We start from the raw sequence: 21,191 nt of genomic DNA on the forward strand, positions 1-21,191 counted from the left end.
CGTGACCTTTGCCTGGCGTTCCGGCGGCGATCGAGCGTGCTCGCTTTGCCTACACTGTGGGGCGGGTTTCGGCTCCTGCCGAGCTGATGTCGAGCGCCTGGGCACAGGTGCGCTCAAGGAGGTCATGTGCCGAGCAAGCGCGAACGCGAGTACGCGCGCCGCCGCTATCAGAAGCAGGCAGCGCGGGCCGCGAGGACAGCTCGGTTGCGCAGGGAGCGTCTGCTCGTTGTGACCTTCACCGTCATCGGGTTCGCCGCGCTCGTCGCCGCGCTCCTCCTGGCCAACCGGAACGAGCAGCCGCAGGCGGGCGAGACGCCCACCGACATCGCACCGACCGACACGGCCACGGATCCGGCCGCGCTGGAGCCGCTGCCGACGACCAACCCCGAGCAGTACGAGGCTGCTCCCCCGGCCAGCGACGCGCTCGCCCAGGACTGGAACGTCACGATGACGACCAACGTCGGTGACATCACGATGGTCCTGCACGGTGCCGATGCCCCGCAGGCGGTCGCCAACTTCGTGTTCCTCGCCAACAACGGGTACTTCGACGGCACGGCCTGCCATCGTCTGATGCCCGATGCGCTGCTCCAGTGCGGCGACCCGACCGCGACCGGACAGGGCGGCCCGGGCTATTCCTGGGGGCCGATCGAGAACGCCCCCGAGGACGGCGTCTACCCGGCCGGCACTGTCGCGATGGCCCGCGTCGGTGGCGACGGCGAGTCCATGGGCTCGCAGTTCTTCCTCGTGTTCGCCGACGTGCCGCTGCCGGCCGACGCCGCCGGCGGCTACTCGGTGTTCGGCGAGATCACCGGGGGCCTGGAGATCCTGCAGCAGATCGGCGCTGGGGGCGTCGACCCGAACAGCGTCGGGCAGGACGGCACCGGCCGGCCCGCCACCGACGTCATCATCACCACCGTGGAGGTCGAGTGAGCCAGCAACCTGACGCCCAGCACGAGAGTCTGATCCGGTCGATGGCCGGTCCGCTCCCCGTGGAACCCCGCGCCGTCGTGGAGGCGCCCGCGCAGCCCGAGCCGACCGCGCAGCCCGAGCCGGCGACCGCGCCGGCGCCGGCACCCAGGCCGACCCCTGCCGCGCCGAAGCCGAGCGCGATCCCGCGGCCCGGCCCGCCGGCCACGCCGGCCGCGGTCGCGCCCGCTCCCGCCGCTGCGCCGGCCGCCCCCGCTGCCACGCCCGCAGCCGCGGGCGCCGAGGCCCCGCTCGACCCCGCCCTGGTGACCGCTGCAGCCCAGTTCGGCCGTGTCGACGGCGAGGGCACGGTGTACGTCGCCGACGGCGAGAACGAGCGGGTCGTCGGGCAGTTCCCCGACGCGCTGGCGCAGGAGGCGATGCTCCTCTACATCCGCCGCTACCTCGACCTCGAGGCCCAGGTGTCGCTGTTCGAGGCACGCCTGCCCCACCTCAACGGCCGCGATATCGACACCACGGTCTCGAACCTGACCTCGCAGCTCGAGGAGCCGGCCGCCGTCGGCGATCTCCCCGGCCTGCGCGCCCGCATGGCGGCGCTGACCGACAAGGCGACCGAGCGCAAGCAGGCACTCGCCGCCGAGCGCGAGGCCGCGCGTGCCGAGGCGATGGCCGAGCGCACCAGGATCGTCGAGCGCGCCGAGGAGCTCGCGGCCATGGACCCCGCACGCGTGCAGTGGAAGACACAGGGTGAGGAGCTGCGCACGCTGCTGGAGACGTGGAAGACCGCGCAGCGCTCCGGCGTCCGGCTCGACCGCAAGCAGGAGGACGCCCTCTGGAAGCGGTTCGCCAAGGCCCGCGGGACCTTCGACCGCAACCGCCGGGCGTACTTCTCCGAGCTCGACAGCCAGCACAAGCAGGCGAGGGCCGCCAAGGAGGAGCTGATCGCTCGCGCCGAGGCGATGCAGAGCTCCACCGACTGGGGTGCCACCTCGGCCGCCTACCGCGACCTGATGGACGAGTGGAAGCGCTCCGGCCGGGCGTCCCGCAAGGACGACGACGCCCTGTGGGCCCGCTTCCGTGCCGCTCAGGACGTCTTCTTCGAGGCCCGCAACGCGCAGAACGCGCAGACCGACGCCACCTACGCGGCTAACCTCGAGGTCAAGAACGCGATCCTCGTCGAGGCCGAGGCGCTGCTCCCGGTGACCGACGTCAAGTCGGCCAAGGCTGCCCTGCACAAGCTGCAGGACCGCTGGGAGGCCGCCGGCAAGGTCCCCCGGGACGCCATGCAGCGCACCGAGGCCCGGATGCGCGCCGTCGAGCAGGCGATCCGCAGCGCCGAGGATGCCCAGTGGCGCAGCTCCAACCCGCAGAAGCGCGCTCGGGCCGAGGGCTTCGCGGCCCAGCTCGAGGCGTCGATCGAGCGGCTCGAGGACGACCTGGCGAAGGCCGAACGCACCGGGAACCAGTCGAAGATCAAGGCAGCCACCGAGGCGCTGGAAGCTCAGCGGACCTTCCTCGACCACGCGTTGCGCGCAGCCGACGACGCGAGCTGAGCCGGGCGAGCATCCTCCCCGCCGGACTCAGTCGAGATCGTCGTCCGACTCCTCGAGCGGGTGCGCCTGGTTCTTGGCACCTGTGAGCCGGAAGACGTCGAACACGCCGTCGATCTGACGGACGGACTTCAGCACGTGCCCGAGGTGGTTGGGCTCGGCCATCTCGAAGACGAACCGGGAGATCGCCACCCGGTCGCGCGAGGTCGCCACGGTGGCCGACAGGATGTTCACGTGGTTGTCCGAGAGCACCTTGGTGACGTCGGAGAGCAGGCCGTTGCGGTCGAGGGCCTCCACCTGGATCTGCACCAAGAACATCGAGCTGACGTCCTTGGCCCACTCGACGTCGAGCATCCGCTCCGGCTGCTGCTTGAGCGCATCGACGTTCGCGCAGTCGGTCCGGTGCACCGAGATCCCTGAGCCGCGGGTCACGAAGCCGAGGATGTCGTCGCCCGGGACCGGTGTGCAGCAGCGCGCGAGCTTGATGAGGGTGTCGGCCCCGTCCAGGCCCTTGACGACGATGGCCGGGCTGCTGTGGCGGGCGCGTGGGCTCGGGCGCCCGGGCAGTGTCGCCTCCGCCAGGTCCTCCTCGGTCCCCGACTCGCCGCCGAGTGCTGCCACCAGCTTCTGCACCACGTTGCCGGCCGAGACGTGCCCCTCGCCGACCGCGGCGTAGAGGGCGGAGACGTCGGCGTACCGCATCTCGTCGGCCAGTGCGACGAGCGTGTCGTGGGAGAGGATCCGCTGGATCGGCAGGTTCTGCTTGCGCAGCTGCTTGGCGATCAGGGTGCGCCCGGCCTCGATCGCCTCCTCGCGACGCTCCTTGGTGAACCACTGCTTGATCTTGTTCCGTGCCCGTGGGCTCTTGACGAACGCGAGCCAGTCCTGGCTGGGGCCCGCGCTCTCGGCCTTCGAGGTGAACACCTCGACGGTGTCGCCGTTCTGCAGCGTCGACTCGAGCGGCACGAGCCTGCCGTTGACACGGGCACCGACGGTCCGGTGCCCCACCTCGGTGTGAACGGCATAGGCGAAGTCGATCGGGGTCGAACCGGCGGGCAGCGCCTGCACGTCACCCTTCGGGGTGAACACGTAGACCTCGGCGCCCTGCATCTCGAACCGCAGCGAGTCGAGGAACTCGCTCGGGTCGGCGGTCTCCTGCTGCCAGTCGACGAGCTGGCGCAGCCAGGGCATCGAGTCATCGCCGGTGCTCGCCGGCGCGGCGCTGCGCGAGCTCGCCTTGGTGCTCTCCTTGTACTTCCAGTGCGCTGCGACGCCGTACTCGGCTCGCCTGTGCATGTCGTGGCTGCGGATCTGGATCTCGACCGGTTTTCCGCCCGGCCCGATCACGGTGGTGTGCAGCGACTGGTACATGTTGAACTTCGGCATCGCGATGTAGTCCTTGAACCGCCCTGGAACGGGGTTCCAGTGGTTGTGGACCACACCGAGAGCGGCGTAGCAGTCCCGCACCGAGTCGACGAGCACGCGCAGCCCGACGAGGTCGTAGATGTCGGCGAAGTCGCGGCCGCGCACGATCATCTTCTGGTAGATCGAGTAGTAGTGCTTCGGTCGGCCTGTGACGGTCGCCTTGATCTTCGCGGTCTTGAGGTCGTCGAGCACGAGGTCGCGCACCTGGCCGAGATACTCCTCACGCGCCGGCGCCCTCTCGGCCACCAGGTGGACGATCTCGTCGTACACCTTGGGGTAGAGCGTCGCGAATGAGAGGTCCTCGAGCTCCCACTTGATCGTGTTCATGCCGAGGCGGTGCGCGAGCGGCGCGTAGATCTCGAGCGTCTCCCGGGCCTTCTTCGTGGCCGACGACGCCGACACGTACTTCCACGTGCGTGCGTTGTGGAGGCGGTCGGCGAGCTTGATGACCAGCACGCGGATGTCGCGCGCCATCGCGACCACCATCTTGCGCACGGTCTCGGCCTGCGCGGCCTCGCCGTAGGTCACCTTGTCGAGCTTGGTGACGCCGTCGACGAGCGAGGTGATCTCCTCACCGAAGCCGTCGCGCAGCGCCTCCAGCGAGTAGCTCGTGTCCTCGACGGTGTCGTGCAGCAGCGCCGCAGCCAGCGTCGGCGGCGTCATCCCCAGCTCGGCCAGGATCGTCGCGACCGCGACCGGATGGGTGATGTACGGGTCACCGCTCTTGCGCAGCTGCCCCCGGTGGGCCTGCTCGGCGACGACGTACGCGCGCTCGAGGAGCGCCGTGTCGGCCTTGGGGTGGTTGTAGCGGACCGCACGCACCACCGGCTCGATGGCAGGCGAGGACGTGTGCGCACCCCGCGAGCCGAGCCACACCAGCGCAGAGCGGACCCGCGAGCCCGACTGGGCTCCCTGGTCGGTCGCGGCGCCGACGGTGGTCTCTTCGGCCATGGAGCGATCTTAGGCCGCTGGCCGCGCTATCTCTTGCCGCGCTTGCGCCGCGGCTGCGCCCCCTGACCCTGGTGCCCGCCCGCCCGCAGACCGCCCACGCGAGGCGCCCCCACGAGCTCGGCTGCGTCGTCGCCACGAGCCTCGGCCTCGGCGACCTCCCGCTCCCGCAGGGCCAGCACCTTCTCGGTGTGGGCCTTGATCTCGGGATGGCGGTTGCGCAGCGCGACCTCTCCAGGCGCGGCGATGAACACCGAGGACGCCGTCGAGACGATCATGCCGATGAACAGGGCGAGCGCGATGTCCCGCAGCGTGCCGGCACCGAGCAGGAACGCACCCACGAAGAGGATCGAGGCGACGGGGAGCACGGCGAGCACCGAGGTGTTGATCGAGCGCACCAGCGTCTGGTTCACCGCGAGGTTGGCCGCTTCCTCGTAGGTGTACCTGGTCTGCTCGAGGACGCCCTCGGTGTTCTCACGGACCTTGTCGAACACCACCACGGTGTCGTACAGGGAGTACCCGAGGATGGTGAGGAACCCGACCACGGTGGCCGGGGTGACCTCGAAGCCGACGCCCGCGTACAGCCCGACCGTGATCACGAGGTCGTGCAGCAGCGCGACCAGCGCCGCGGCCGCCATCGTCCATCTGCGGAAGTAGACCGCCATCACGATCGTCACCAGGACGAGGAAGATCACGAGCCCGCGCAGCGCCTTGTCGGTCACGCTCTGACCCCAGCTCGGGCCCACGTAGGAGGCCGTCACCTCCGCGACGTCGACGCCGTAGGCCTCGGCGAGCCGGGTGCGCAGCTCGGAGGTCTGCTCGTCGGTGAGCTCCTCGGTCTGCACGCGGACACCGTCGTTGCCGACGCTGGAGACGCGGGCCTCCTGGTCGGGTGCGACCGTGGCGAGCGCGTCGTGCGCGGGCTGCTGATCCGTGGTCGAGGCGCCCGAGACCGTGAACTCGGATCCACCGCGGAACTCGATGCCGGGGTTGATGCCGCGCACGAGCAGGAGCGTGACGGAGAGCAGCAGCAGCGCGATGCTGATCGTGAACCACCGGCGGCGCTTGCCGACGATGTCGAAGCTGCGCTTGCCCGAGTAGAGCTCGTTACCGAAATCGGCGAAGCTGGCCATCAGCGCTCCTCCTTGCTGGAGCCGACGAGGTCGGCGTCGTCGCCGTCGCGATCGTGCTGCTCGGCTGCCTTGGCGGCGGCTCGCCGCTCGGCGATCGTGCCGCCGCCCGGCTCCCGCTCACCGGGCGAGCGGAACTTCCCGCGCCCACGGTAGGCCGGGGCCACCGTGGAGCCGAGGTGTGCCGGGTCGAGACCGGAGAGCTTGTGCCCCTCGCCGTAGAACTTCGTGCGGATCAGCAGCTGCATCATCGGGTGCGTGAAGAAGAACACCACCACGAGGTCGATGATCGTGGTCAGTCCGAGCGTGAACGCGAACCCGCGCACGCCTCCGACCGCCAGGAAGTAGAGCACCACGGCCGCCAGCAGGTTCACCGCGTCGGAGGCGAGGATGGTCCGGCGCGCTCGCCGCCACCCTTGCTCGACGGCGGCGTCCAGACGCCGCCCCTCTCGTACCTCGTCACGGATACGTTCGAAGTAGACGACGAAGGAGTCGGCGGTGATACCGATCGCGACGATCAGACCTGCCACGCCAGGTAGCGAGAGCCGATAGCCCTGCACCCATGACAGCAGCGCGATCACACCGAACGTGAGCACACCGGCCACCACGAGGCTCATCACGGTGATCAGCGCCAGGCCGCGGTACTGGGCCAGTGAGTACAGCACCACGAGCAGCAACCCGATGAGGCCGGCGAGCAGCCCTCGCTGGAGCTGCTCGGAGCCCAGCGTCGCCGAGATCTGCTCCTCGGACTGCACGGTGAAGTTGATCGGCAGCGCACCGAAGCTGAGCTGGTTGGCCAGCGTGGCAGCTTCCTGCTGATCGAACTCGCTGCCCTGGCCACCGGTGATCGAGGCCTCGCCGTTGGGGATCTGCTCGGTCACGCTGGGCGCGGAGATCACGAGCGTGTCCAGGACGATGGCGAAGCGGTTCTGCTGGGTCGCCGCCAGGCTCGCGAGGCGCGCGGTGACATCGCTGAAGACCTGACCGCCCTCACGGGTGAACTCGAGGAAGACCGCGTAGTCGCGGAGCACCTGGCCCTGGTCGTTGGTGCGCAGGCCGGAGTTGGCCGAGGCGATGTCGGTGCCCTCGAGCTCGGCCGGGCCGAGGATGTACTTCGCGGTGCCGTCCTGTGCGCACGTGACGAGCGGCTGGTCGGGGTCGTCGCCGCCGCCACCGATCCGGTTGGCCTCCTCGGAGCAGTCGAGCGCGTAGAAGTCGTAGGCGACCTGCTCGGTGATCCAAGCCTGGTCGCTCGCACTGGTCGGCTCGGTGGCCGGCTCGTTGGAGAGCTCGCCGTCGGCGTCGGAGTCGGCCAGCTCGAAGGCCGCGGCCTCGATCTCCTCGCGCGTGGGCGGAGTCGTCTCGGTGGTCGCTTCCTCGGTCGCTTCCTCCGTTGCCTCGTCCGAGGGCGCATCGGTGGCCTCATCCGTGGCCGGGTCCGTCTGGGTCGGGCGCATCATGCTCGCCCCACCGTTCGGGCTCGAGCCGACCATCCCGGCGCCGTCGGTCGCGCCCTCGGCGCCGTCGGTGGCGCCCTCGGTCGGTTCCTCGGTGGGCAGCTCGGTAGCCGCGTCGGTCGGCTCCTCCGCGGACTCGCCGGTCGGGTCCTGCGCGTTGAGCATGGCGGGGTCGACAGGGTTCGGAGCGTCCTCGACGAGCAGCACGCGGAAGCGCATCTGCGCGCTCTGCCGGACCAGGTCGAGGGTGGCCTCGTCGGGCTGGCCCGGGAGGGCCACCACGATGTTCTGACCACCCTGGCTGGTGATCTCGGCCTCGGCGACACCGGAGGAGTCGACGCGCTGGCGGATCACCTCGATCGCCTGGTTGATCGCCTCGGTGGTGATCTCGGCGCCGTTGTCGACCTGCGGCTCGAGGATGATCTGCGTGCCGCCCTCGAGGTCGAGGGCGAGGTTCGGCGTCCAGGACGCGTCGGACCACGTGACCCCGGCGCCGAGGCCTCCGAAGACCGCGGCGATCAGCAGGACCAGAGGGATCAGCGCGCGCCCGGGGCGCACGCCGGATGACGAGCTACGTGTAGCCACTACGGGTCAACTCTCGAGCAGGCGCACCTAGGCACGCACACGGTCAGCGGGCGGTGTCGTCCCGCGGGGGGATCGTCGGGTTCGTGCCGAGGTCGGTGGGCGGGAGCGTCTCGTCAGCGACCACGTCCTCGTCGTCGTCGGCCGCGGCGATCTCCTCGTCCTCGACGAGCTTCGCGATGGCCACCAGCAGCCACTCGGACTCCTGGCCGGGCCCGGTCGAGAGGGTGACCTTGTCGCCGTCGACGTCGACGACGGTCCCGAACATCCCGGAGGTCGTCATGACGCGCTGTCCGGCCTGCAGCGTGTTGCGGAAGGCGCCGGCCTCAGCCTGCCGCTTCCGGGCGCGGCTGCTCATGAAGAGCATCGCGACGATCGCGAGCCCCATGAAAACCAGGAGGAATGTGCCGTTGTTTTCCATCGAGATCCGTCCGCGGGGGTCGCCAGGGCTGCGGGCGAGTCTACGTCACCCCGCACCCCGTGCCTGTCGCGGCGCGCTCAGCTCCACAGCGGCGTCTGCGGCCCCGGAGCGGCCAGCCCGAGGTGCGCGAAACCGGCGTCAGTCGCGACGCGGCCGCGCGGGGTCCGTGCCATGAGCCCCTCGCGCACGAGGAACGGCTCGGCGACAGACTCGATCGTCTCGGGCTCCTCGCCCACGGCGACGGCGAGCGTCGAGACCCCCACCGGTCCGCCTGCGAACCGCTCGCACAACGCGCGCAGCACCATCCGATCGAGTCGGTCGAGGCCACGGTCATCGACCTCGAACACCTCGAGCGCCGCGCGTGCGGCGGCCAGATCGCCGCGGCCCTCGCCGCGGACCTCCGCCCAGTCCTGCACGCGGCGCAGCAGCCGGTTCGCGATCCGCGGGGTACCCCGTGAGCGGGATGCGATCTCGGACGCCGCAGCGGCCTCGAGCTCGATCCCCAGCAGCTCGGCGGACCGGTGCAGCACCCGCTCCAGCTCGTCGGGCGAGTAGAAGTCGAGGTGCGCGGTGAAACCGAACCGATCGCGCAACGGTGCGGGCAGCAGCCCCGAGCGCGTGGTCGCCCCGACCACCGTGAACGGCGGCAGCTGCAGCGGGATCGCGGTCGCGCCGGGGCCTTTGCCCACGACCACGTCGACACGGAAGTCCTCCATCGCCAGGTAGAGCATCTCCTCGGCGGGGCGGGCCAGCCGATGGATCTCGTCGATGAACAGCACGTCGCCCTCAGCGACCGAGGACAGGATCGCCGCGAGGTCGCCGGCGTGCTGCACGGCCGGTCCGGAGGTCAGCCGAAGGGCGCCCTGCACTTCCGCGGCGACGATCATCGCCAGCGTGGTCTTGCCGAGCCCCGGTGGACCGGACAGCAGCACGTGGTCCGGCGGTCGCCGTCGAGCGGTGGCGGCATCGAGCACGAGCGAGAGCTGGTCACGCACGACCCGCTGCCCCACGAACTCGGCGAGCCGGCGGGGCCGCAACGCTGCCTCGACCGCGCGTTCGGTGTCGTCGGCATCGGCGTCGATGACGCGCTCGGACAGGTCCTCCGGCGCGAGCTCGAAGACCTCGTCGTGATCAGCCACGGCGTGCACCGCCGAGCAGCTGCAGCGCCGATCGCAGCACCGCGCCGGTGTCGGACGCGTCGACAGAGCCGCTCTCGATGATCTCGTCGGTGGCGGCCTCCGCCTGCTTGAGCGCCCAGCCCAACCCTGTCAGCGCCGCGACGACATCGGCACGGTTGCCCTCCGGCGCGGCACCAGGACTCGCGGTCGCTCCCCCGAGCGCCGGTCCGAGCCGGTCGCCCAGCTCGAGCACGATGCGCTTGGCGCCCTTGTCGCCGATACCGGGGACCTTGACGAGCGATTTGTGGTCCTCGGACGCCACGGCCTGCCGGAGCCCGTCGGGGGTGTGCACGGCGAGCATCGCCAGCGCGAGCCGCGGCCCCACTCCGCTGACGGTCTGGAGCGTCTCGAAGACGTCGCGCTCATCGGCCTCGGCGAACCCGAACAGGGTCATCGAGTCCTCGCGCACCACGAGCGAGGTCGACAGCGTGACGGTCTGGCCGTGGCGCAACGTGGCGAGCGTGCCGGGCGTGGCGTGGACCCGGTGGCCCACGCCCGCGACATCGATCACCGCGTTGTCGAGCCCGATCGACTCGACCACTCCCCGGACGTGCGCGATCACAGAGCCATCCTCCAGGTCACCTTCCAGCAGCCGAACATCTGTGCGACAGCGTAGCCCGAGGAGTCAGCGCGCGAGCCTTCGACGCGCCGCCTGGGCCCGAGCGCCCGAGCCTGCGGCGGCTTCCGCCCATGCACGTTGCGCCGCCGTCTGTCCTCGGTTGCCCACCATCGGCACGACCGCGGCGACCCCCCGCCAGCCGTGGGTGATCGCGATCGCCAGGGCATCGGCGGCGTCCGCGGGCGACGGCGCCTCCACCAGCCCGAGGATCCGCCGCACCATCTCCTGGACCTGGGCCTTCTCCGCGCGTCCGCTGCCGGTCACGGCGGCCTTGACCTCGCTCGGCGTGTGCAGCGCCACCGGGATCGAGGCCCGCGTGGCGGCGACCATCGCGAGCCCGGCCACCTGCGACGTGCCGGTCACCGTGCGCACGTTGTGCTGCGCGAACACCCGCTCGACGGCGACCGCGTCGGGCCTGTGCTCGGCGATCCAGCTCTCGAAGGCCTCCGTCATCCGCAGCAGCCGCTGCTCGGGCGCCATGTCGGCTGCGGTCCGGATGACGTCGACAGCGACCAGCCGCACCTGCCGGCCCGGCAGCGACTCGATGACCCCGATGCCGCACCTGGTCAGGCCAGGGTCGACACCGAGGATCCGTACGTTCACGGGCTCAGACTCTCAGCCGACCCGCCGATGCGCGTCGACCGACACTCGCCCGCGCGTGGTGCCCGCGACGGCCGAACGAGCATCACGCCGCCGGATGATCCCTGGTGGGGCGAGTCAGTCCTCGTCGAGCGCGGCGAGCACCTCGTCGGAGGCGTCGAAGTTCGCCCAGACGTTCTGCACGTCGTCGCTGTCCTCGAGCGCATCGATGAGGCGGAGCACGTTGCGGGCGCCGTCGACGTCGACCTCGACCTCCATCGAGGGCACGAACTGGGCCTCGGCAGAGTCGTAGTCGATCCCTGCCTCCTGCAGCGCGCTGCGGACCGCGATCAGGTCGCTGGCCTCGCTGACGACCTCGAGGCTGTCGCCGTGGTCGTTGACCTCCTCGGCGCCGGCCTCGAGCACCGCGTCGAGCACGGTCTCCTCGTTCGCCACGGCCGACTCACCGGCTGTGTCGTTCTTCGGCACGATCACGACGCCCTTGCGGGTGAACAGGTACGAGACGCTCCCCGGGTCGGCGAGCGAGCCGCCGTTGCGGGTGAACGCGACGCGCACGTCGGAGGCCGCGCGGTTCTTGTTGTCGGTGAGGCACTCGACCAGCACGGCGACGCCGCCGCTGGCGTAGCCCTCGTACATGATCGTCTGGTAGTCGGCGCCACCGGCCTCGGCACCGGAACCACGCTTGACGGCACGGTCGATGTTGTCGGCCGGTACCGAGGACTTCTTCGCCTTCTGGATGGCGTCGAACAGCGTCGGGTTGCCGGCGGGGTCGCCGCCACCGGTACGAGCCGCGACCTCGATGTTCTTGATCAGCCGCGCGAACAGCTTGCCGCGCTTGGCATCGATCGCTGCCTTCTTGTGCTTGGTCGTCGCCCACTTGGAGTGACCGGACATGGTGAGCTCCGCTCCTTGTTGCTTCCTGGCTTGCGTGTCGGTCGAGGCGTCGGCTCAGCGGTGCGGTGCGGCTGCACCAGCCGATCGGACCATCGCGACGAAGGCTGCGTGGACCCGGTGGTCCGAGCTGATCTCCGGATGGAACGCCGTCGCCATGAGAGCGCCTTGACGGACGGCCGCGATCCTACCCGCCTTCGGCCCCGTCGAGACGGTTGCGAGGATCTCGACGCCCGGACCGACCTCCTCCACCCATGGTGCCCTGATGAAGACGGCGGTCATCGGCGGGTCCTCCGGGCCGGCCCCGAGCGCCGGCGCGTCGAGCCGCTCCTCGAAGGAGTCGACCTGTCGACCGAAGGCGTTGCGCCGCACCAGGACGTCGAGACCCCCGACCGTCTGCTGGTCGTGGATGCCGCCCGCGATCCGGTCGGCGAGCAGGATCATCCCCGCGCAGGACCCGTAGACCGGCAGCCCTGCCGCGATCCGCTCGCGCAGCGGGTCCATCAGCTCGAACCGCCGCAGGAGCTTGTCGATGGTCGTCGACTCACCGCCCGGCAGCACGAGCCCGTCGACGGCGTCCAGCTCACCGGGGCGGCGGACGAGCACCGTGCGCGCGCCGCAGGCGGCGAGGGCGGACGCGTGCTCGCGGACGTCGCCCTGCAGCGCCAGCACACCGATCGTGGGCGCGCTCATCCCGGCACCGCTTCACCCTGCGCGTCGTCGTCCTGCAGCCCGAGGTGCCGGACCGTGCCGTCCCACCCCTCGATCAGGGTCTCCAGGACCTCGGCGAGCTCGTGCGGGAACACCTCGATGTCGATCTGTCGCAGCTCCGCGAGCGACCACCAGGCCACGTCGTCCATGAAGCGCTTCTCGACGTCGGTCCAGCCGTCGCGGGTGATCGTGCCGGCGTTCCGGACCCGTGCGTAGTAGAAGACCTCGTCCTGGCGGACGTGCTCGGCCTCGAAGTCGAAGATCGCCTCGCGCGAGAGCACCGGCCCGACGAGATCGCGCTCGGTGATGCTCAGGCCGGTCTCCTCGGCGACCTCGCGCACCGCGGCCTCGCTCGGGCTCTCGCCCGCGTCGACGCCGCCGCCGACAGTGAACCACCAGGACCGCTCGGGGCGGTCGACGTCATGACCACGCACGAGCAGCACGCGGTCCTGCTCGTCGAGCAGCAGCACGCGGGCGGCACGGCGGAAGTACCGGCCGTCCTCGGGGCTCCTGACCCACTCGGGCCCCAGCGAGCCGGAGGTCACCAGCCGCGCTCAGCCAGCCGGTGCGGCTGCGGGATCTCGTCGACGTTGATGCCGACCATCGCCTCGCCCAGGCCGCGGGAGACCTTGGCGATCACGTCCGGGTCGTCGTAGAACGTGGTCGCTTGCACGATCGCGTTGGCGCGCTCGGCCGGGTTCCCGGACTTGAAGATGCCGGACCCCACGAACACGCCCTCGGCGCCGAGCTGCATCATCATCGCGGCGTCGGCAGGGGTGGCGATGCCGCCCGCGGTGAAGAGCACCACCGGGAGCTTGCCGGTCCGAGCCACCTCGACGACCAGCTCGTACGGAGCCTGCAGCTCCTTGGCCGCGACGTACAGCTCGTCCTCGGGCAGCGACGTCAGCCGCTTGATCTCCGCGCGGATCGAGCGCATGTGGGTGGTGGCGTTCGAGACGTCACCCGTGCCGGCCTCGCCCTTGCTGCGGATCATCGCCGCGCCCTCGGTGATGCGCCGGAGCGCCTCGCCCAGGTTGGTGGCACCGCAGACGAACGGCACCGTGAACGCCCACTTGTCGATGTGGTTGGCGTAGTCGGCCGGGGTGAGCACCTCGGACTCGTCGACGTAGTCGACGCCGAGGCTCTGCAGCACCTGCGCCTCGACGAAGTGCCCGATGCGCGCCTTGGCCATCACCGGGATCGACACCGAGCTGATGATGCTGTCGATCATGTCCGGATCGCTCATCCGCGAGACGCCACCCTGCGCGCGGATGTCGGCGGGCACGCGCTCGAGAGCCATCACCGCCACGGCACCGGCGTCCTCGGCGATCTTGGCCTGCTCGGCGGTGACGACGTCCATGATGACGCCGCCCTTGAGCATCTCGGCCATGCCGCGCTTCACGCGCGCGGTGCCGACCTGCGGTCGCTCCGCGCCGTCGACGGGCAGGGTGCTGGACTGGACCTCGGACACGATGCGACCTCGATGACTCTGGGAGCGGGACGCTGCCTTCCTGGCAGGTTTCCCAGTCTAGGCCGGTTGCTGCTGCACGATCCCCTGGGCGCTCATGGTGAACGTATGGCGGTCACGCTGGATCTCGTTGAGGAGCTCGTGCTCGCTCTGCGAGGCCCGCAGATCCGCACGGCCGGTGAGCTGACGCTGCCGCAGGTAGGCGAGCGACGTGGCGTCCCGTTGGAACTCCTTCATCGACTGCTTCGCACGCTCCCCGTAGCCGGCGGCCCACGTGCGGGCCTGCGACCGCATCCGCATCGAGGACAGCATCTGCACCTCGTGCGGCGCGAACCAGCCGGCTTGGGCGTACTCGCCGAGCCGCGCCCGGATGACCTCCGCCTCCTGACGCCGGAGCCAGAACATCAGCACGATCACGGCGATGAACAGCGGCACCTGGATCACGAGGAACAGCACGAAGAAGTTGCCGAGCATCGAGGAGCCGTTCCACAGCGCGTGCAGACCCATGGCGCCGACGAGCCCGACCGGGAAGGCGAGCAGCACCGTCGTCGTCTTGCGCGAACGGGCAGCCATGCCGATGGCGATACCGATGCACGCGGTGAAGATCAGGTGCGCGAACGGCGAGACCAGCCCGCGCATCACGAAGACGATCCACACGGAGTTCGGATTCTGGGCAAAGTAGAGGATGTTCTCGGTGAACGCGAACCCGGCAGCCACGGTGGCGGCGTAGACGACGCCGTCGACAGGTCCATCGAAGTGCTGTCGGCGCACCAGGAATAGGCCGAGGACGATGAGCCCCTTGAAGGTCTCCTCGACGACGGGGGCAATCACGACGGTACCCAGTGTCTGAGCCGACTGCGCGTCCTGAGTCGCTTCGAAGAACGCCTGGGTGATCGCGGTGTTGACGACCAGCGAGCTGAGGGTAGCGACGCCGGCGCCGAGCAACAGCGCGGTCAGCAGCATGATCTTGGGCTCGGGCTCCCATCGGTCCAGCCACAGCACGCCGGCGAGCACGATAGTGAGCGGGACCAGCGCCAGGACCAGACCGGCGGTCGTCTCGCCGACTCCGGTCCGGCTCATCACGAAGATGATCACCGCGAGCATCGTGATGGTCCCGACGGCGATCCCGATGATGTTCAGGATCGGCCGGTTGCTCGCCTGCTGCCCAGGAGCCCAGACCTGCTCGATGGGGCCGGTCGTGTTGGGTGGCGGCGTCATCGCCGCGTTCATCGACCCCCGCTCGGCCGGGGAGGGCGCGAAGTCGCCGGGCCGGTAGGCCTGCGGGTAGCTGTACGACGACGAGGGCTCGTCCTGAGGGCTCGACATGGGCCACACTCTAGAGGCACGGCATCCTCCAAGGTGGTCTACCCGGAGGGTGTTCCTCGGAAGACCTCGTCATCCATCTCGAACGTCGCCGGCATCGCCGCCCGGCCCGCGAGGCGGAGCAGCGGCACGACCGGGTTCTGGCGCAGCCGCTGCGTCGCCACGACCGCGTCGTTGTGGAACCGGCGTGCGAGCTGCGTCCGGTAGCAGGCCTGCTCGAGCCCTTCGAGCGCCGCGGCGGTCTCGGGCCGGCCGCGGAGGGCCTCGAGATCCTCCTCGTCGCCCAGTGCCGCTCGCAGCGCCATCGTGAGCTCGGACTCGACGAGCCCTCGCTCGGCGCCGGTCTGGGCCAGGTCGCTGGTGCCGCTGACCAGCCGCGGCGCCTGAACGGCCGCGTTCCAGGCGGCCTCCCCCACGATCAGGGTCGACGCCGGATCCAGGGCGTCGGTCCTGGCCAGCTCGGCCGCCGCCTCGGCTCGCTTGACCAGCTGCCCCTCCAGAACGGAGCGGGAGGAGATCACGCGTCGGTGCAGGCGGTCGATGCGCTGCGCGAGGTTCACCAGCACCACGCCCACGATCGCGAGGACGCCGATCGCGATCAGCGCGACCTCTGCCCCGCTCATCGTCGCCCCCGGAAGATCCGGGTGAGCAGCCCGCGGCGCTCGGGCTCGGTCGCTGTCACCATCGCGTAGACGTCGAGGATCCGGGCGGCCACCGTGCTCCAGTCGTAGCGGGCGACGGCGGTGCGCGCGTATCGCTTGAGCCGCGCCGTCTCCTCGGGGTTGCCCAGCGCGTCGAGCAGCGCCCGCGCGAGGTCGCCCGAGTCACCGGTGCGGAAGATGCGGCCGGAGGCGCCGTCGTCGAGCACCGCCCGGAACGCGACCAGGTCGCTCGCGACCACACCCGCTCCCCCGCTCATCGCCTCGACGAGCACGATCCCGAACGACTCGCCACCGGTCTGGGGTGCGACATAGAGGTCCAGCGAGGCGAACAGCGCCAGCTTGTCGGCCTCGCTGATCTCGCCCAGGTACTCGACCGAGTCCCGCGGCAACCCGGCCGTCTTGAGCGCCTCGTCGATGTCCCCGCGACCGGCGATGAGGAACCGTGCCCCGGGGTGAACGCGGCGGACAGCGGTCACCGCACCGAGCAGGACCTGCATCCCCTTGCGTGGCTCATCGATGCGCCCGAGGAACCCGATGGTCGGTGCCTCGGGTGTGCCCTGCCACCGCTGATCCGGTGCAGCCTGGGCGAACCTGCCGACGTCCACGCCGTTGGGGATGACGACGGCGTCGCCTCCGAGATGCTCGACGACGGTGCGACGCGCTGCCTCCGAGACGGCGATCCGGGCGCTGATCCGTTCCAGGCCGGGCTGCAGCAGCGGGTTGGCGACGATCATCGCCCGGGAGCGCTGCTGCGAGGAGTGGAAGGTGGCCACCACCGGAGCGGTGGCCGCCCGGAGCGCGATCAGCCCGACGCTGGGCACGATCGGCTCGTGGATGTGGACGACGTCGTGCGCACCCTCCTTCAGCCATCGCTCCACGCTCCGGGAGACGATGGGTCCGAACGAGACGCGCGCCGTCGAGCCGTTGTAGTTGACCGGGATCGTGCTGCCCGCGGAGGTGACGTAGGGCGGGAGGTCGCGCTCGTCGTCAGCGGGTGCGAGCACCTGCACCTCGTGCCCGCGCGCGATCAGGTTCTCCGCGAGGTCGCGGATGTGGAAGTTGACGCCACCCGGGACATCCCACGCGTACGGGGTGAGCAAGCCGACGCGCAACGCCTACGCCTCCCCGTCGGCGGCGATGGCGCTCGTCGACGCCCGCGCCAGCCGGTCGGTGTCGAGGTCCTCGGTGAACACCTTCTGGAGCATGTGCCAGTCCTGCGGGTACTCGGCGATGCGCGCCATCTGCAGGTCGACCCAGCGCTGGGTCATGTCCGCGATCGCCTCGCGCTGCGGGAGGTCGGGCGCCTCGATCGGTCCCTGGAAGTCGATGACGATGCCCCACGGGCTGCCCGCTCGCCGACGGCGGTCCCCGTAGAGCCGCTCGTAGTGGATGTGCACCGAGAACAGCGCGGCCTTGCCCGCCAGCGCGAGCGCAGCGGGTCCAGGAGCCACCCGGAACGGGTGTCCCAGGGCGTCGACCTCGAGCCCGTCCCTGCTCAGGTCGCGGTCGGCGAGCAGCGGCACGAACGAGACGGGCTTGCGCATGCCGGTCAGCAGCCGGCGGAACACCCCGGTGCCCTTGGCGAAGGGCACGATCCGCAGCCCGAGGCCCTCCCGGAACTCGACGAACTGCCGGAACAGCTCCTCCGGCTCGAGCGTCTCGGCCACCGTGAGGACAGGCGAGTACCTCTTGACGAACCACGCGCCCGCGAGGTCCCAGTTGCCGCTGTGTGTGAGCGCGCCGACCGTGGCGCGGCCGGCGTCGATCTGCTCCATCATCGGCTCGACGCCCACGGCGCGCACCCGGGCGTCGATCTGCTCGGGGCTCATACCGGGGAGCTGGAACGCCTCGGCGTAGTAGCGCATGTAGGAACGCATGCCGCGCCGCGACATCGACCGCAGTGCCTTGCCGTGCAGGTCCGGGCGCACCCGGGCGAGGTTCCGTTCGAGCTGCCGCACGCCGCCGATCCGCGCTGCGTGGGCGATGATCGCCACCAGGTCGAAGATTCCTCGCACCAGCGGCCCAGGCAGCTTCGGGACCACCCGCCAGGCGAGCAGGAACACCGAGCCTGCGTTCATGCGGTCTTTCCTTCCACCAGCGCGCGGCGCACCACGACCATGCGCTGAGCCACGGTGATGAGGCTCGCCAGCGACAGCAGGGCGAGCGCACCCACGAGCACCTGCACGGGCAGCCCGAGCCCGACCAGCAGCGTCGCCACCAACGCGACGATCAGCCTGTCGGCGCGCTCGGCGATGCCGACCTTCGCGACCACGCCGAGAGCCTGGGCCTTGGCCCGCGCGTAGGAGACGAGTCCGCCAAGCGCGAGGCAGGCCACGGCCGTCGCGACGCCCCAGGTCTGGGTGGCGCCGGCGGTGTTGAGCACGAAGTACAGGGTCAGGCCCGCGAAGATCGCGCCGTCGGAGAACCTGTCGAGGGTCGAGTCGAGGAACTCGCCGTACGGGCGCGGCGCCTCGCCGTGCACCATCCGGGCCATGATGCCGTCGATCGAGTCGGTGAGCACCAGAGCGCCCAGCACCAGCGCGCCGACGACCAGATGCACCGTGGGCAGCAAGGTCAGCGACGCAGCGATCACCGCGACCGTGCCGGCGAACGTGACGGCGTCCGGTGACACCTTCAGCCGCACGAGCAGGCGAGCCAGCGGGCCGAACAGCGTGCTGGAGAAGCCGCGGCCATGGTTGCCGAGGACCATCGCTACTCCCCTGCCGGCCAGGCTGCGGCGAGCTGCGCGCGGGTGTCGCCGAGCAGCTCCGGCAGCGCCTTGGTGCGGCCGATGACCGGGAGGAAGTTGGCGTCGCCGTCCCAGCGTGGGACCACGTGCAGGTGCGCGTGCGCCGCGATGCCCGCACCCGCGGCCGTGCCGGTGTTCATCCCGGAGTTGAAGCCCGTCGGTCGCTTCGTCGCCCGCAGCACCTCCATGCCCGCGCTGACGAGCTCGATCGACTCCGCGCGTTCCGCCGTCGTCATGGTGGTCAGGTCGGGGACGTGACGGTACGGGCAGATCAGCAGGTGGCCGGGGTTGTACGGGTAGAGGTTGAGGGCCACGAAGCAGGTGGCACCGCGATGGACGATGAGGGCGTCCTCGTCCGAGCCGCGCGGCCCCACGCAGAACGGGCACTCGCGCTCGGACGTGGTCGTGACCTTCGCCGGACCATCCACGTAGACCATGCGGTGCGGGGTCCAGAGCCGCTCGTAGCCGTCGGGTTCCTGGGGGAACCCCGACGGCGAGATCGCGCCCTCGGCGTCGTCGTCCGCCCCGGTCACACCTGCACCCGGTCCGCGATCGCGTGGGTGACGATCTCGATGGCCTCGGCGACCGGGACGCCGTTGCGCTGGCTGCCGTCACGGAACCTGAAGGAGACCGCGCCGGCGTCTGCGTCGTCACCGCCCGCGATGAGGACGAACGGGACCTTCTGGGTGGTGGCGTTGCGGATCTTCTTGTTGAAGCGGTCGTCCGAGGTGTCGAGCTCCGCACGCACACCGGCCGCCTGCAGCTGCTCCACGATGCCGGCGAGGTAGTCGTTGAAGACCTCGGCGACCGGGACGGCGAGCACCTGCACCGGTGCCAGCCACGGCGGCATCGCACCCGCGTAGTGCTCCACGAGGATCGCGAAGAACCGCTCGATCGAGCCGAACAACGCGCGGTGGATCATGACCGGGCGCTGACGACTGCCGTCGTCAGCGGTGTACTCCAGCTCGAACAGCTCCGGCTCGAAGAAGTCCAGCTGGATGGTGGACAGCTGCCAGGTGCGGCCGATCGCGTCCTTGGCCTGCACGGAGATCTTCGGACCGTAGAACGCAGCGCCGCCCGGATCGGGGACCAGCTCCAGCCCCGAGGCGAGCGCGACCTCCTCGAGGGTGCGGGTCGCGTCCTCCCAGGTCGCGTCGTCGCCGACCGACTTCTCCGGGTCCCGGGTGGAGAGCTCGAGGTAGAAGTCGTTGAGGCCGTAGTCACGCAGCAGGTCGAGCACGAAGCTGAGCAGCGAGCCGAGCTCGTCGCGCATCTGCTCGCGGGTGCAGTAGATGTGCGCGTCGTCCTGGGTGAAGCCGCGTGCCCGGGTGAGGCCGTGGACCACACCGGACTTCTCGTACCGGTAGACGGTGCCGAACTCGAACAGCCGCAGCGGCAGCTCGCGGTAGGAGCGTCCGCGGCTGTCGAAGATCAGGTTGTGCATCGGGCAGTTCATCGGCTTGAGGTAGTAGTCCTGCCCCTCGCGCTTGAGCGTGCCGTCCTCGTGGTACTCGGCGTCGAGCTTCATGGGCGGGTACATGCCGTCGGCGTACCACTCGAGGTGCTTGGAGGTCTCGAACAGCTTCGCCTTGGTGATGTGCGGGCTGGAGACGAACGAGTACCCGGCCGCCACGTGGCGTCGCCGGGAGTAGTCCTCCATCTCCATCCGGATCATCGCGCCCTTGGGGTGGAAGACCGCCAGCCCGGAACCGATCTCGTCGGGGAACGAGAACAGGTCGAGCTCGGTGCCCAGGCGCCGGTGGTCGCGGCGTTCCGCCTCGGCGAGCCGCTCGGTGTACTCGCGCAGCGCGTCCTTGCTGGGCCACGCGGTGCCGTAGACGCGCTGCAGCTGCGGGTTCTTCTCGCTGCCGCGCCAGTAGGCGGCGGCGCTGCGCATGAGCTGGAACCCGTTGCCGATCAGCTTGGTGGTCGGCAGGTGCGGACCGCGGCACAGGTCCTTCCACGCCACGACCTCGTTGCCCTCGCGGTCGCGGGCGACGTTGTCGTAGATGGTCAGCTCGCCCGCGCCGATCTCGGCGCTCGCACCCTCCGCGGCACCCTCGGCCGAGCCGGAGCCCTTGAGGCCGATGAGCTCGAGCTTGTAGGGCTCACCCGCGAGCTCGGCGCGCGCCTCGTCCTCGGTGACCACCCGACGGCGGAACCTCTGCCCGGTGTTGACGATGCGCTGCATCGCCTTCTCGAGCTTCTTGAGGTCCTCGGGCTGGAACGGGGTCTCGACGTCGAAGTCGTAGTAGAAGCCGTCCGTGATCGGCGGCCCGATGCCGAGCTTGGCGTCGGGGTTGATCTGCTGCACGGCCTGCGCGAGCACGTGCGCGGTGGAGTGCCGCAGGATGCTCAGCCCGTCGGGTGAGTCGATGGTGACCGGCTCGACCTCGCGCGCGGCGTCGAGGACGACCTCGAGGTCGCGGAGCTGGCCGTCGACGCGGACGGCGACCACGGTCTTGTCCGAGCCGAACAGGTCCGTGCCGGTCGTGCCCGCGGGGACCGACTGCTGGGCACCGGCGACGGACAGGGAGAACTCAGGCACGG

Annotated in this window: 20 protein-coding genes; 2 read left to right on the top strand and 18 right to left on the bottom strand. The window is 70.5% G+C overall.

Going from position 1 to position 21,191, the window contains the following annotated elements; genetic code table 11:
• Positions 1–126: 126 nt before the first annotated feature.
• Together GPA03_RS03735 and GPA03_RS03740 are read left to right on the top strand one after the other, a co-directional pair.
• Complete coding sequence (locus GPA03_RS03735) at positions 127–930, top strand: peptidylprolyl isomerase (protein ID WP_156250628.1); 804 nt, start codon at positions 127–129, stop codon at positions 928–930.
• Positions 927–2,480, top strand: coding sequence for a DUF349 domain-containing protein (locus GPA03_RS03740; protein WP_241681075.1), 1,554 nt, complete (start codon positions 927–929; stop codon positions 2,478–2,480). Before GPA03_RS03735 ends, GPA03_RS03740 begins: the two co-directional genes overlap by 4 nt.
• Before the next feature lie 27 nt (positions 2,481–2,507).
• On the opposite strand, the gene GPA03_RS03745 is transcribed toward GPA03_RS03740, so the two are convergent.
• The 18 genes from GPA03_RS03745 to thrS all read right to left on the bottom strand — a co-directional run bounded on the left by GPA03_RS03745 (position 2,508) and on the right by thrS (position 21,189).
• The gene (locus GPA03_RS03745; RefSeq protein WP_156250629.1) at positions 2,508–4,853 is read right to left on the bottom strand and encodes a RelA/SpoT family protein; all 2,346 of its coding nucleotides are present in this window, start codon (positions 4,851–4,853) and stop codon (positions 2,508–2,510) included.
• Between the two features lie 26 nt (positions 4,854–4,879).
• Entirely contained in the window at positions 4,880–5,983 is a 1,104-nt protein-coding gene (secF, locus tag GPA03_RS03750; protein ID WP_156250630.1) for a protein translocase subunit SecF, read from the bottom strand.
• Entirely contained in the window at positions 5,983–8,022 is a 2,040-nt protein-coding gene (gene secD, locus GPA03_RS03755; RefSeq protein ID WP_156250631.1) for a protein translocase subunit SecD, read from the bottom strand. The genes secF and secD overlap by 1 nt, the downstream gene beginning before the upstream one ends.
• Before the next feature lie 43 nt (positions 8,023–8,065).
• A complete protein-coding gene (locus GPA03_RS03760) occupies positions 8,066–8,440 on the bottom strand; it encodes a preprotein translocase subunit YajC (protein WP_156250632.1) in 375 nt (124 codons plus the stop codon).
• 77 nt (positions 8,441–8,517) lie between these two features.
• Positions 8,518–9,537 carry a Holliday junction branch migration DNA helicase RuvB gene (ruvB, locus tag GPA03_RS03765; RefSeq protein ID WP_421958400.1) on the bottom strand — a complete coding sequence of 340 codons (1,020 nt, stop codon included), beginning with the start codon at positions 9,535–9,537 and terminating at the stop codon, positions 8,518–8,520.
• A gap of 34 nt (positions 9,538–9,571) precedes the next feature.
• The gene (ruvA, locus tag GPA03_RS03770) at positions 9,572–10,180 is read right to left on the bottom strand and encodes a Holliday junction branch migration protein RuvA (protein WP_156250634.1); all 609 of its coding nucleotides are present in this window, start codon (positions 10,178–10,180) and stop codon (positions 9,572–9,574) included.
• Between the two features lie 63 nt (positions 10,181–10,243).
• Positions 10,244–10,840, bottom strand: a complete 597-nt coding sequence (gene ruvC / locus GPA03_RS03775) for a crossover junction endodeoxyribonuclease RuvC (RefSeq protein ID WP_156250635.1) — start codon at positions 10,838–10,840, stop codon at positions 10,244–10,246.
• A gap of 114 nt (positions 10,841–10,954) precedes the next feature.
• On the bottom strand, positions 10,955–11,731 hold the full coding sequence (locus GPA03_RS03780) for a YebC/PmpR family DNA-binding transcriptional regulator (RefSeq protein WP_156250636.1): 777 nt from the start codon (positions 11,729–11,731) through the stop codon (positions 10,955–10,957).
• A gap of 54 nt (positions 11,732–11,785) precedes the next feature.
• Positions 11,786–12,421, bottom strand: coding sequence for a pyridoxal 5'-phosphate synthase glutaminase subunit PdxT (pdxT, locus tag GPA03_RS03785; RefSeq protein WP_156250637.1), 636 nt, complete (start codon positions 12,419–12,421; stop codon positions 11,786–11,788).
• On the bottom strand, positions 12,418–12,984 hold the full coding sequence (locus GPA03_RS03790; protein WP_241681076.1) for an NUDIX hydrolase: 567 nt from the start codon (positions 12,982–12,984) through the stop codon (positions 12,418–12,420). Before GPA03_RS03790 ends, pdxT begins: the two co-directional genes overlap by 4 nt.
• Complete coding sequence (pdxS, locus tag GPA03_RS03795) at positions 12,981–13,910, bottom strand: pyridoxal 5'-phosphate synthase lyase subunit PdxS (RefSeq protein WP_277754875.1); 930 nt, start codon at positions 13,908–13,910, stop codon at positions 12,981–12,983. The genes GPA03_RS03790 and pdxS overlap by 4 nt, the downstream gene beginning before the upstream one ends.
• A gap of 57 nt (positions 13,911–13,967) precedes the next feature.
• Positions 13,968–15,233, bottom strand: a complete 1,266-nt coding sequence (locus tag GPA03_RS03800; protein ID WP_156250639.1) for a PrsW family intramembrane metalloprotease — start codon at positions 15,231–15,233, stop codon at positions 13,968–13,970.
• Positions 15,234–15,271: 38 nt separating this feature from the next.
• Positions 15,272–15,853 carry a hypothetical protein gene (locus tag GPA03_RS03805; protein ID WP_156250640.1) on the bottom strand — a complete coding sequence of 194 codons (582 nt, stop codon included), beginning with the start codon at positions 15,851–15,853 and terminating at the stop codon, positions 15,272–15,274.
• Positions 15,850–17,004: a glycosyltransferase family 4 protein gene (locus GPA03_RS03810; RefSeq protein ID WP_156250641.1), complete on the bottom strand. Its 1,155-nt coding sequence runs from the start codon at positions 17,002–17,004 to the stop codon at positions 15,850–15,852. The genes GPA03_RS03805 and GPA03_RS03810 overlap by 4 nt, the downstream gene beginning before the upstream one ends.
• A 3-nt stretch (positions 17,005–17,007) precedes the next feature.
• Positions 17,008–17,970, bottom strand: coding sequence for a phosphatidylinositol mannoside acyltransferase (locus GPA03_RS03815; RefSeq protein ID WP_156250642.1), 963 nt, complete (start codon positions 17,968–17,970; stop codon positions 17,008–17,010).
• The gene (gene pgsA / locus GPA03_RS03820) at positions 17,967–18,602 is read right to left on the bottom strand and encodes a phosphatidylinositol phosphate synthase (RefSeq protein ID WP_156250643.1); all 636 of its coding nucleotides are present in this window, start codon (positions 18,600–18,602) and stop codon (positions 17,967–17,969) included. Before pgsA ends, GPA03_RS03815 begins: the two co-directional genes overlap by 4 nt.
• A gap of 2 nt (positions 18,603–18,604) precedes the next feature.
• Positions 18,605–19,174: an HIT family protein gene (locus GPA03_RS03825; RefSeq protein ID WP_241681077.1), complete on the bottom strand. Its 570-nt coding sequence runs from the start codon at positions 19,172–19,174 to the stop codon at positions 18,605–18,607.
• Complete coding sequence (thrS, locus tag GPA03_RS03830) at positions 19,171–21,189, bottom strand: threonine--tRNA ligase (protein ID WP_156251334.1); 2,019 nt, start codon at positions 21,187–21,189, stop codon at positions 19,171–19,173. Before thrS ends, GPA03_RS03825 begins: the two co-directional genes overlap by 4 nt.
• Positions 21,190–21,191: the final 2 nt, after the last annotated feature.

Source organism: Pseudactinotalea terrae, assembly GCF_009733845.1.
GTDB lineage: Bacteria > Actinomycetota > Actinomycetes > Actinomycetales > Beutenbergiaceae > Pseudactinotalea > Pseudactinotalea terrae.